The following is a 10,876-nucleotide window of genomic DNA, read 5'->3' on the forward strand; positions in this document are numbered from 1 at the left end:
CCATATGATGCTGGGCCCGGTCCAAAATCGTGAGCCCATTCTTCATCTTATCGGGGGGCAACCAACCTTCCAGTAATCCCGTGCATCTGGCCAACGGCCGGCGCTCCCGCGATTACGTCATGTTCGTGCATGGGTCGAGACCAGAGTGACGTGACACCCAGCTTTCCACCAGGTGGATAGCGCGGTGACCCGTTCACGCGTCCAGCGGTTGCCGTGCCCGGTCATCAGCCCGTTCCGGTTGAGTATCCCATCGATCAGCTCGTCATTGGCGATGAGCACGAGTTGGCGCACGACGACAATGACGTCGGCCGGGGCGCTGTTACGCTGTCCCTTGCAGCGCTTGGGCAGTCGTACCTCGGTATGGACGCCGCCCGCCCAATGGATCAGCAACATGATCTCGGATGCGTCGCCGTCGATGTCAGCGATTACTTCTTGGATGAGAGGCGATTGTGGCCGCCTGTTCCATCATGATGCGGGCGAAGGCGGTGAGGTGCAGTCCGGCGAGCATTTGGGCATAACGCTCATAGTCTTTGACGAGGCGCCGAAAGCGGGTCGCCCATGCGAATGACCGCTCGACAACCCAACGACGTGGCAAGAGGACGAAGCCGTGATTGGCTTCGGGCAGCTTGACGACCTCCAGCATGATACCGTGCGTCGCTGCGGCATCGGCGGCACGGTCCCAGCTATAGCCCTGATTGACATAGGCGATGTCGACATGACCGCTGGTGACAGTTTGGATGAAATGGGCGAGCCTTTCGACTTTGCCAGGCTGGACGCTATCGATCAAGCGGCAGCGCTTCGGAAGCTGACCCGCAGCGCATTCATGACAGTCCCCATGACAGAGGCCGCCAGAAACGAAATCGAAGGGCGCCATTGAGGCATTGGCATGCCCCAGCCCGTTAACGACCTGGAAATGTGGGCCTGAGCACAGTTGATCATAAAGCAGCGTGACGTAAACCAAGCGCACCTCGCGTTCCCGAAAGCAGCCCTCCCCCAATCGGGATGCGCTGCTCAACAGGCGATGGCCCAGCTGGACATACCCAGTCTTAAAAGTTCAGCAGAAGCATCGCAAAAGAGTCACCGATCATTCGTGCAGTTGCAACATCGCTTCCCTAGTGACGCTGCGAGACCGGTCCGAAGAGACAGGTTCGATCCAAGGGGAAAATCATGATCAGCATGCGCAGCCGGGTGGCCTTGACGGCCTCCAGCCTCATATTCGTCGCCTTGAGCACAACGCATGCGGGTGCCGCTGACGCTGTCGCGGCCGACGCGTCACTGGATGACAGCGGCCTTGCGATGGTTGTCGTCACCGCCCAGAAGCGTCCCGAAAGTCTCCAAGCCACCCCGATCTCCATCTCCGTGATGCGGGGAGAGGACTTGATCAACCGCCATGTCACGTCACTTGTCGACCTGGGCGATGGCTCCATTCCCTCCCTGAAGATCGCGCCCTTCTACTCACGCAGTTCCGCGCTGGTCGTGAACATCCGGGGCATCGGCGTGCTGTCGGACGCCAACCAGCCTGCGCGCGATCAGGGCGTCGGCGTCTATATCGACGGCGTCTATCTGGGCCGCGCCCAGGGTCTGGGCACGGCGCTGTTCGACATCGAGAATGTCGAAGTGTTGAAGGGCCCCCAAGGCACCCTGTTCGGACGCAACACCGAAGGCGGCGCCGTCAATATCATCACCAGGAAGCCGAGCGGCGAACTGCACATGAACGCCACGGGCGGCATCGGCAATTTCGGCGCCTATAAGGGCGAGATGCATCTGGATCTGCCGTCGTTCAACGATATCGCGGTCAAGATCGACGGCGTGGTCGCACATCGCGACCCGCTGGTGAAAAACCCGCTCTCCGGCGCCGATGGCTTCAACCAATATGACAAGCGCGGCCTGCATGTCGAAGCGCTCTGGAAGCCCTCGTCCGATTTCAGCGCTGACTATTCCTTCGACATCTCGAAGGATGAATCGACCTCGCTCTACCTCAACCTGGTCGCGCCCGGTACCAACACGCGCGCTGCGATCGCCACCGTCCAGCCTGATCGCGTGCGTACCGCCAATGTCGGCGTGCCGTTGCAGCCGAGCGTTGGCAATGTGCACGGCCATCGCCTGACGCTTGAATGGCAGGCCGTGCCCGAACTGACGCTGAAGTCGATCAGCTCGTATCGCAAGTTGCGCCAGAGCCAATTTGACAATGCGTCCGCCTCGACCTCCATGTCCTCGCCCGCCGCGTCGTTGGCCGCGAACGCTGCTGGCGGCTTCACCAACTTTCAGTTTGCCCGCTACAGCCTTGCGCATTTCTGGCAAAATCAGCGAAGCCAGGAATTGCAGGCGATCGGCGATGTCGGCCGGGTTAGGTTCGTCGCCGGCGCGCTCTACTATCGCGAACATGTGTCGGACAATGCGCAGGCGTACAACACCAACATGTTCACCAACGCCGCTGGATCTGCCTACACGGTCCTTTCGCTCGATCCCGCCGCGCAGCGGATCGACCGCGCCAGCCATGTCACGACGAAGAGCATCGGCGCCTTCGGCCAGGCGACCTGGACGCCCGACATCCTGAACGACGCCGTACACCTTACCGGCGGCCTGCGCTGGACCAGGGACAGCAAGCATGGCGCGCTGGAGATCGTGAACGGCGCGCTGCCTGTGAATCGCAACGGCGTGTCCGGCGAGATCGGGCTGGACGCCAGCTGGTCGCGGGTCGACCCGATGGTCAATCTCGCCATCGATCTCAGCCAGGACATGCATGTCTACGGCAAATGGTCAACCGGCTACAAATCAGGTGGAGCCAATTCTCGCTCGCAGGAATATGACCCTTTCAACCCGGAATCGGTGTCCATCTTCGAAATTGGCGCGAAGACTGAGTTTTTCGACAATCACGGGCGCTTTAACATCGCCGCCTATGCCGGAACCTACAAAAATATCCAGGTCGACTTCAGCCGACCTTATGAAACCGGCGGCGTGCGCCAGACGCGTACCACGCTGTCGACGGTGAACGCGCCGGGCGAGGGCGGCGTGCACGGCATCGAGGCGGAACTGACGGTCAATCCGCTGGAGGGCCTGACGCTGTCGGCTTCCTACGCCTATCAATATGTCCGCATCCCCTCGACGGTGAACCCCTATCCGAATGCGACGGGCGTCATCAGCCCGACCGTGGTGCCGATCTATCAGACCTATACGCCCAAATATGCGGCCAGCGGCGCGATCGATTACGAGCTACCGATGAACGGCTTCACCATCCGCGCGCATCTGGACGGCAATTATGACTCGGGCTTCTATGTCAATGCCAACGACCCGGTCTATGTCGGTTCGGGCAGCGCATCGAATGTCTATCAGCCGATCGGCGAAAAAGCCTTCATCGTGAATGGCCGCCTCGCGATCGCCGACGTGGAGACAGGCAGTATGGACGCGAAGGTCAGCTTCGCGCTGTGGGCACGCAATCTCTTCAACGAACGGCATCTGTTCTACAAAGCGCTCAGCCCGACCTCGGGCCTCAATGGTTTCTTCAACGAGCCACGCACCTTTGGCGGCGAGATCAATCTTCGCTTCTAACGAGGGCGGGGACGATGGGCTGGGTCGCCATCGTCCCCCTCCGCCATTTGGATTTCACAATATTGCGCCAAGGTTGCCGATAAAGGCTCCGAAGAGGAACGTCCCATGAAGCTTCAGACCACCTTGCCCCTGATCGCGCTGCTGTTTGTCAGCACGGCCCATGCCGCGCCTGTCGAGGCTCCGCTGGTGACGCGGACGGCCCCAGACACTCTGACGATCAGCTGGACCGGTCGGGAACCTGTCGACATTTTTCTCTCCGATGATCCCGGCGCAAAGCCGAACGATGCGAAATTGGTGTCCAAGGAGGATCGCGACGGCACGGAAACGGTGAAGGTAGCAGCCGGCGAACGTGCCTATTTCCTGCTGAAGGGCCACAAGTCGGGCGATATGGTGCGCGTCGCGGAGCGCGTGCTGCCCCTGCAACAGGGATCGAACTTCCGCGACATTGGCGGTTATCCGGCCGCCGAAGGCAAGCATGTCCGCTGGGGTCTGATCTATCGTTCCGGCGGTCAGCCGCTTCTGACCGACGCGGATGTGCAGCAGATCCACGCGCTCAAGCTCGCGAACCTGGTCGATTTGCGGTCGAGCGAGGAGCGGGTGATCGCCCCTACCCGTATCGACGCTGTGCCCTATCAGGCCGTCGGCTATTCGATGCTGACGTTGACTGGCGGCGGCGCACCGAAAAATGGGCAGGGTGTCTATCGTAACATGCCGGCCATGATGGCGCCGCAATTGCGTTTGATTTTCCAGGATCTGCTCGCCCGAAAGGGGGCCATCGCCTATAATTGTTCGGCGGGACAGGACCGCACCGGCTTCGTCACGGCAATGATTTTGTCCGCCCTGGGCGTTCCGCGCGATACGATCGTCGCCGACTATCATCTCTCGACCACCTACAGGCGGCCAGAATGGGAAATGCCCAAGATCGACACCGCCGCCCAGGCGAACAATCCGGTTGCCATGTTTTTCGCGAAATATCAGCAGAACCCGGCAGCGGCTAAACCGCAGCCTCTGAAGGACGCCGACGGCACCCCATTTCTCAGCCATGCATTTAACGAGATCGATAGCCGATGGGGTTCGGTGGAAAACTATCTCGAACAAGAGATCGGTTTAACAAAGCTGGACCTGGCATCTCTCCGAGCTGGTTACCTCGAGTAGCGAGCGGATATTTGGCGTGACGGTTGCGTAGCCGCGGCATCCGACCCAATAGCCGTTCGTGGGCGATTTTCGCGTTCCAGATTCCGGCCCTCGTTCATGTTCCGATTAGCGCGGGAAACAACAGAGATTGGCTGGAGCAAGTGCAAACCGCCTTTGCATTAGAATCATGATGGAAGGGCATGTCAACCTCCTAAGCACATCATGCCCTCCACTTCACTATCGCCGCAGGTCCAGCGCGACGTCGACGATCATATCTTCTTGGCCGCCGACCATCTTGCGACGCCCGACTTCGGCCAGGATGGCGCGTGTGTCGAGCCCATAGTCCTGAGCCGCCTTTTCCGCATGGCGCAGGAAGCTGGAATAGACGCCCGCATAGCCCAGCGTCAGGGTTTCGCGATCCACGCGCACGGGCCGGTCCTGCAACGGACGGACCAGCTCTTCGGCGGCGTCCATCAGCGCATAGAGATCGCAGCCATGGTTCCAGCCATAGCGGTCGGCGGCGGCGATGAACACTTCCAGCGGCGCATTGCCGGCGCCCGCCCCCATGCCGGCCAGGCTGGCATCGACGCGGATCGCGCCGTTCTGCACGGCGACGATCGAATTGGCGACGCCCAGCGAAAGATTGTGGTGGGCATGAACGCCGCGCTGCGTCTCGGGCTTCAACACCCGGTCATAGGCCTGCAGCCGCGCCGCATATTCTTCCATATTGAGCGCGCCGCCGCTGTCGGTGACATAGACGCAATGCGCGCCATAATCTTCCATCAGCTTGGCCTGTTGCGCCAGCGCTTCGGGGTCGGTCATATGGCTCATCATCAGGAAGCCTGAGACATCCATGCCCAGGTTGCGCGCCGCCTCGATATGCTGTTTTGAAACGTCCGCCTCGGTGCAATGGGTCGCGATGCGTACCGAACGCACGCCCAGATCATAGGCATGCTTCAGATCGTGGACCGTGCCGATGCCGGGCAGCAGCAGCGTGGTGAGCACGCTATGCTCCAGCACTTCCGCCACAGCGGCGATCCACTCATAATCCGTGTGCGCGCCGAAGCCATAGTTGAAGGACGATCCGCTGAGCCCGTCGCCATGGGCGACCTCAATGGCGTCCACTTTTGCGTCGTCCAGCGCCTTGGCGATCTTCTTCACATGGTCGATGCCATATTGATGCCGCACGGCGTGCATCCCGTCGCGCAGCGTGACGTCCTGGATATAGAGCTTGGTCTGGGTCGGATCGAAGGTCATGCCGCGGCTCCTTCATGCATGCGGACGGCGATCTTTTCGGCGGTGCGCAGCGCAGCCGAGGTCATGATGTCGAGATTGCCGGCATAATCGGGCAAATAATGGGCGGCCCCTTCGACCTCCAGGAAGACGCTGACCTTGAGGCCGGTATATTCCCCATCCATCTCGGGAATGCGCAGCGGACGGTTCGACCCGATATGTTCGAACTGCACCGCCTGCTTCAGCCGGTAACCCGGCACATAGGTCTGCACTTCGGCCACCATGCGGTCGATGCTGGCGCGGATTTCGTCCTGACTGGCCTCTTCGCACAGGCAATAGACGGTGTCGCGCATGATCAGCGGTGGCTCGGCCGGGTTGAGGATGATGATCGCCTTGCCCCGCGTCGCGCCGCCCACGTCCACGATCGCCTGGCTGGTGGTTTCGGTGAACTCGTCGATATTGGCGCGGGTGCCGGGACCGGCGCTTTTCGAGGAGATGGAGGCGACGATCTCGCCATAATGCACCTTCGCCACGCGGTTGACGGCGTGGACGATGGGGATGGTCGCCTGTCCGCCGCAGGTCACCATGTTGACGTTCGACGCGTCGAGATTGGTCTCGCCGTTGACGGGCGGAATGGTGTAGGGGCCGATGGCGGCAGGCGTCAGGTCGATCACCCGCTTGCCATGGGCCTGGAGCAGTTCGTTGTGACGCTTGTGCGCTCCGGCGGACGTCGCGTCGAATATGATGGCGATGTCCTTGAACCCGTCCAGCGCGATCAGGCCGTCAATGCCCTCCGCCGTGATGGGCACGCCCATGCGCGCGGCGCGCTTGAGGCCATCGGATTCCGGATCGATGCCGACGAAGGCGCCCATTTCCAGCGTCTCCGACAGACGCATGATCTTTATCATCAGGTCGGTGCCGATATTGCCCGACCCGATGATCGCAACTTTGGTCTTGGCCATATTCCTCCAGCCTTTTCGTAACGGAATGCCCTTTGCCAACGCGGCGGGCGGCGATCCCTCTGGGCATGGAGAATAAGCGCGCTTTGGACTTGGCGCTACCGGGCGGAGTCGCTATCATCTCACATGATGAGAAAGAAGACGCCGCAGATCAGTTCGCTCAAGCGGACATTGGCGATGCTGGAGAAGGTCGTCGCGGACGGCGGGCAGAACAGCGTGTCCGCGCTGGCGAGGTCTGCGGATATTCCCGTGGCGACGGCGCACCGCCAGGTGACGACGCTGGTCGAGGAGGGCTATCTGACGCCGGTCGGGCGCGGGCGGCACGTCGCGGGGGCCAGGCTTTTGCAGCTTTTGCAGCGGCTCGATGAAAAGCAACTGATCGTCAATGTCGCCGCGCCGGCGCTGCATCGTCTGGCGGTCCGGGTGCGGACCATCGTCCAACTGGGGACGCTGGAAAATGAGATGGTCACCTATCGCCTGAAAATCGGTCAGGGCGCGGCGGGACTGTTCACCCGGGTCGGAATGCAGTTGGAGGCCTATTGTTCCGGAATGGGAAAGGTGCTGCTGGCCAATCTTCCCCGTGAGGAGCGGGATGCCTATCTTGCTAACGGGCCTTTCGTCGCCCTGACGCCGCGCACCATCGTCGCCGCCGATGCATTGGCGAGCGAACTCGATCTGGTCGCGCGGCAGGGTTATGCGATCGACGATGGGGAAATTGCGGAGGATCTGACTTGCGCCGCCGTGCCGATCAGAAGGCCCGACGGTGTGGTGCACGCCGCCATCTCCGTATCGCAATCCGTGAGGGCGAGCAGGATTTCGCAGGCGGACGTGATCGATCTGCTGCGGGCCACGGCACAGGAGATCGAGCAGGTCGCTTTCAGTTAAGGCCTTTTGGGAAAGCTGTCAGCCATCCGGATATGGCGCCAAGCCGGTCAGACGGCCAGGTTCAGATAGAAATTCTTGAGCGCATGGGCGTCGTGGAGGGCGTTGTGCGGCATCCTGCTATTGGCGGCCGCGCTGAATCCCGCCGCGTTGATGAGTTCCAGATGAAGCCCGTCCAGGTCGATCATCTCCCCCGGGCCGGTCACGAGAAGGCTACAGAAATAAGCGATGTCGTCGGGCCAATCCGCTACGATCTGTGGATCGCGATCGCTCGCCAGATAGGCCTCCAGATGCAGCGCCGCATCGTTACGGTTCAACTGATGGTCGACGCCCGGTGGCACGAAGCGGAGATAGGGAATGACGTTTTTCTCCACCCACGGGTGGATCTCCGCCGGCAGGGGGAGAGAGACGTAAAAGTCCTGGTCGCCATATTCGGGGACGAGTGCAAGGCTGATGAGTTCGCCGCCAAAGCCATTATATTCAGTGTCGAGGAAATAACGCATGCTTCCTCCTTTGACGCGGCGCTCCCTTGCCGTAAACCCCCCGCCGGTGACGAACGGACGTCAGGCCGAGAGAAGGTGATATGCAGGCTCGCGAATTTATTGGATCGGCTCAGGTGCCCGGCGGCGCGGAACTCACCCTGTACCGCCGCGGCGGGGACTTCATGATCGTGCTCGACCGCAACGAGCTGATGAGCAGCCGGATGAGCGGATCGGAGGAGGCGCTGGCCAATCTCACCTGCGAACGACTGCGCGGGCGGGCGCGGCCGCATCTGCTGATCGGCGGCTATGGCATGGGTTTCACGCTGCGCGCCGCGCTGGCCGCGCTGGACGATAACGGGCAGATCACCGTCGCTGAACTGGTGCCCGAGATTATCGACTGGGCGCGGGGGCCGATGGCGGAGCTGGCGGCGGGCTGCCTTGATGATCCGCGTGTGCACCTGGTGCAGGCGGATGTGGCCGATGTGATCGGCGCGGGGAGCGGGACTTACGACGCGATCCTTCTGGATGTGGACAACGGGCCCGATGGGCTGGTGCGTCAGGCGAATGATCGCCTTTATTCGACGCAGGGCATATCAGCGGCCATCGCGGCGCTCAAGCCCGGCGGCATAGTGGCGATATGGTCGGCTGCGCCGGATGCCGCCTTTACGCGTCGTCTCGCCCGCGCCGGCCTGATTGTCGATGAGGTCGCCGTGCGCGCCCGCAGCAATGGCAAGGGGCCACGGCACGTCATCTGGTTCGCCAAGAAGCGGGGATGACGGTCGCCTAACCGGCTTCCGCTTCGCGCCATTGCCCCTGGGCAATGCCTTCGAGCGACCAGTCACCGATGCGCCACCGCACCAGCCGCAGCGTCGGATGGCCCACCGCCGCCGTCATCCGCCGGACCTGCCGGTTGCGTCCCTCGCGGATCGTCAGCCGCAGCCAGCAATCCGGCACGCTCTTGCGGAACCGCACCGGGGGATCGCGCGGCCACAGCGCCGGATCGTCTATGCGCTCGACCTGCGCAGGCAAGGTCGGGCCGTCCTTGAGCGTCACGCCCCGCCGCAACGCCTCCAGCGCCGCTGCGTCGGGATCGCCCTCGACCTGCACGAGATAGGTCTTCGGCGTCTTGAAGCGGGGATCGGAAATTCGCGCCTGCAACCGGCCATCGTCGGTCAGCAACAACAGCCCTTCGCTGTCGAGATCAAGCCGCCCGGCGGGGTAGACGCCGGGCCGGTCAATGAAATCGGCCAGGGTCGGACGCGCCGGGCCAGTGCTTTCGTTGGTGAACTGGCACAATACGCCATAGGGTTTGTTGAACAGGATCAGCGTCATCGCGGCTCAATCCTCGCCATCGAACGCCAGGCTGCCCTGGCCAATCAGCGTTTCGATGAGCGCGACGGCCGGGGCGGATTCGGCAAACCGCGAATCCACGACCATGGCCCGTTCCGCGCATAGCTGTTCAGCCAGCAGCGCCGTTTCGCCCGTTCCTTCGAAGCAATGGCCGTCCACGAACAGCAAGATCGTCTCGTCCTGTTGCCGGATGAAGGAAAAACGGCTCGCCGGATTGCGGCTGAGCGGCACGCTGTGGGCCAGCAACGCCTGTACGTCCTGCGTCCCGATCGGCTCTTCCGGCCGCCAGTCCGTTTCGGGATATTTGGGCAGGCTGTTGAAGAGGCCGAACCAGCGCGCAAAGGCGTCGCGGTCGGACAATGCCTCCATCACCATCGCATGCAGCCGGTCGATGGCGGGCGCGGTGATCTCGCCGGGATTGGCCTGCAAGCTCAGGTCGGGGTCGGCATAGCGATCCTCCTCCAGCATGCCGTCGACCTGATGCTCGCACCAATTCTCGACCAGCTCGGCGCGAGAGGGGGCGCGAAAACCGATCGAATAGGTCATGCAGTCGTCTCCGACCGCCACGCCATCATGCGCGAAGCAGGGCGGAACATAGAGGATGTCGCCCGGTTCGAGCAGCCAGTCGTCCGTCGCCTCGAAATCCGCGATCAGGCGCAGATCGTCATGCGGCAATAGCGGAGTCGCAGAATCGCATCGCGGCCCCACGCGCCAACGCCGCTTGCCCAGGCCTTGCACCAGAAACACGTCATATTGGTCAAAATGCGCCCCGACGCCGCCGCCATCCGTGGCATAGCTGACCATCACATCGTCGATGCGCCAGTCGGGCACGAAACGGAACGGTTCGATCAGCCCGGCGACCTCGGGCGCATGCTGGTCGACCGCCTGTACCAGCAGCGTGCAGGGGGCGCTCCCCAGTTCACCGAAACGCTCTTCGGCCAGAGGGCCGCTTTCCATCGCCAGATGGTCCGCGTCGCGGGTAATGAGGCGTGATTCCACACCTTCTTCGCAGGCCAGGCCCGCCAGCTCATCCGGGTCCAGCGGGTTGCGCCATTCATTCCACGGATTGCGGATCAGCAGGGGCCGTTTCTGCCAATAGTCGCGCAGGAACAGGTTAAGGTCGAAATGGGTGATTTTCATGTCTCGCCCATGCGCCCCCGGAAGGCCACTGTCAAAACCGCGCCACATTCCGATGGCCCTGCGGATGAACGTAACGGTCCTGTGCCAGCCCTTTACGCGCTTACGCCGCATACTGGTTTCCAGCCAGTCTCAAGGCCGCCTGTACGA

At 62.2% G+C, this 10,876-nt stretch carries 10 protein-coding genes and 1 pseudogene; 4 read left to right on the forward strand and 7 right to left on the reverse strand.

What is annotated here, in order from left to right:
- Window positions 1–117: 117 nt before the first annotated feature.
- Window positions 118–393, reverse strand: a complete 276-nt coding sequence (locus HHL26_RS16185) for a hypothetical protein (protein WP_066562688.1) — start codon at window positions 391–393, stop codon at window positions 118–120.
- Window positions 394–418: 25 nt separating this feature from the next.
- Window positions 419–763, reverse strand: a pseudogene (locus tag HHL26_RS24275) (transposase); the annotation flags it as partial.
- A gap of 404 nt (window positions 764–1,167) precedes the next feature.
- Between HHL26_RS24275 and HHL26_RS16195 the strand changes: the two are divergent.
- Together HHL26_RS16195 and HHL26_RS16200 are read left to right on the forward strand one after the other, a co-directional pair.
- A complete protein-coding gene (locus tag HHL26_RS16195; protein WP_066562684.1) occupies window positions 1,168–3,549 on the forward strand; it encodes a TonB-dependent receptor in 2,382 nt (793 codons plus the stop codon).
- Between the two features lie 105 nt (window positions 3,550–3,654).
- Entirely contained in the window at window positions 3,655–4,704 is a 1,050-nt protein-coding gene (locus HHL26_RS16200; RefSeq protein WP_066562683.1) for a tyrosine-protein phosphatase, read from the forward strand.
- A gap of 216 nt (window positions 4,705–4,920) precedes the next feature.
- Here the strand turns inward: HHL26_RS16200 and dmpG are convergent, their stop codons facing one another.
- Window positions 4,921–5,940, reverse strand: coding sequence for a 4-hydroxy-2-oxovalerate aldolase (dmpG, locus tag HHL26_RS16205; protein WP_066562682.1), 1,020 nt, complete (start codon window positions 5,938–5,940; stop codon window positions 4,921–4,923).
- The gene (locus tag HHL26_RS16210; RefSeq protein WP_066562681.1) at window positions 5,937–6,878 is read right to left on the reverse strand and encodes an acetaldehyde dehydrogenase (acetylating); all 942 of its coding nucleotides are present in this window, start codon (window positions 6,876–6,878) and stop codon (window positions 5,937–5,939) included. Before HHL26_RS16210 ends, dmpG begins: the two co-directional genes overlap by 4 nt.
- A 123-nt stretch (window positions 6,879–7,001) precedes the next feature.
- On the opposite strand from HHL26_RS16210, the gene HHL26_RS16215 reads away from it, so the two are divergent.
- Window positions 7,002–7,760, forward strand: coding sequence for an IclR family transcriptional regulator (locus HHL26_RS16215; protein WP_240962467.1), 759 nt, complete (start codon window positions 7,002–7,004; stop codon window positions 7,758–7,760).
- A 47-nt stretch (window positions 7,761–7,807) separates the two neighbouring features.
- Here HHL26_RS16215 and HHL26_RS16220 read toward each other — a convergent pair whose 3' ends face one another.
- Window positions 7,808–8,260 carry a hypothetical protein gene (locus HHL26_RS16220; protein WP_066562679.1) on the reverse strand — a complete coding sequence of 151 codons (453 nt, stop codon included), beginning with the start codon at window positions 8,258–8,260 and terminating at the stop codon, window positions 7,808–7,810.
- A gap of 80 nt (window positions 8,261–8,340) precedes the next feature.
- Here HHL26_RS16220 and HHL26_RS16225 point away from each other — a divergent pair, with 80 nt between their 5' ends.
- Window positions 8,341–9,015, forward strand: a complete 675-nt coding sequence (locus HHL26_RS16225; protein ID WP_066562677.1) for a spermidine synthase — start codon at window positions 8,341–8,343, stop codon at window positions 9,013–9,015.
- Between the two features lie 7 nt (window positions 9,016–9,022).
- Here the strand turns inward: HHL26_RS16225 and HHL26_RS16230 are convergent, their stop codons facing one another.
- Both HHL26_RS16230 and HHL26_RS16235 read right to left on the reverse strand, forming a co-directional pair.
- Window positions 9,023–9,571: an rRNA large subunit pseudouridine synthase E gene (locus HHL26_RS16230; protein ID WP_066562676.1), complete on the reverse strand. Its 549-nt coding sequence runs from the start codon at window positions 9,569–9,571 to the stop codon at window positions 9,023–9,025.
- 6 nt (window positions 9,572–9,577) lie between these two features.
- Window positions 9,578–10,729: a cupin domain-containing protein gene (locus HHL26_RS16235; RefSeq protein ID WP_066562675.1), complete on the reverse strand. Its 1,152-nt coding sequence runs from the start codon at window positions 10,727–10,729 to the stop codon at window positions 9,578–9,580.
- Between the last annotated feature and the right edge of the window lie 147 nt (window positions 10,730–10,876).

The organism is Sphingobium sp. TB-6, from assembly GCF_012927365.1.
Taxonomy (GTDB): domain Bacteria; phylum Pseudomonadota; class Alphaproteobacteria; order Sphingomonadales; family Sphingomonadaceae; genus Sphingobium.

Excerpts from the sequence above, each read along its gene's own strand:
- HHL26_RS16185 (WP_066562688.1), bottom strand. The coding sequence starts at position 393 with ATGTTGCTGATCCATTGGGCGGGCGGCGTCCATACCGAGGTACGACTG.
- HHL26_RS16230 (WP_066562676.1), bottom strand. The coding sequence starts at position 9,571 with ATGACGCTGATCCTGTTCAACAAACCCTATGGCGTATTGTGCCAGTTC.
- HHL26_RS16210 (WP_066562681.1), bottom strand. The coding sequence starts at position 6,878 with ATGGCCAAGACCAAAGTTGCGATCATCGGGTCGGGCAATATCGGCACC.
- HHL26_RS16225 (WP_066562677.1), top strand. The coding sequence starts at position 8,341 with ATGCAGGCTCGCGAATTTATTGGATCGGCTCAGGTGCCCGGCGGCGCG.
- HHL26_RS16235 (WP_066562675.1), bottom strand. The coding sequence starts at position 10,729 with ATGAAAATCACCCATTTCGACCTTAACCTGTTCCTGCGCGACTATTGG.
- HHL26_RS16195 (WP_066562684.1), top strand. The coding sequence starts at position 1,168 with ATGATCAGCATGCGCAGCCGGGTGGCCTTGACGGCCTCCAGCCTCATA.
- dmpG (WP_066562682.1), bottom strand. The coding sequence starts at position 5,940 with ATGACCTTCGATCCGACCCAGACCAAGCTCTATATCCAGGACGTCACG.
- HHL26_RS16200 (WP_066562683.1), top strand. The coding sequence starts at position 3,655 with ATGAAGCTTCAGACCACCTTGCCCCTGATCGCGCTGCTGTTTGTCAGC.
- HHL26_RS16220 (WP_066562679.1), bottom strand. The coding sequence starts at position 8,260 with ATGCGTTATTTCCTCGACACTGAATATAATGGCTTTGGCGGCGAACTC.
- HHL26_RS16215 (WP_240962467.1), top strand. The coding sequence starts at position 7,002 with ATGATGAGAAAGAAGACGCCGCAGATCAGTTCGCTCAAGCGGACATTG.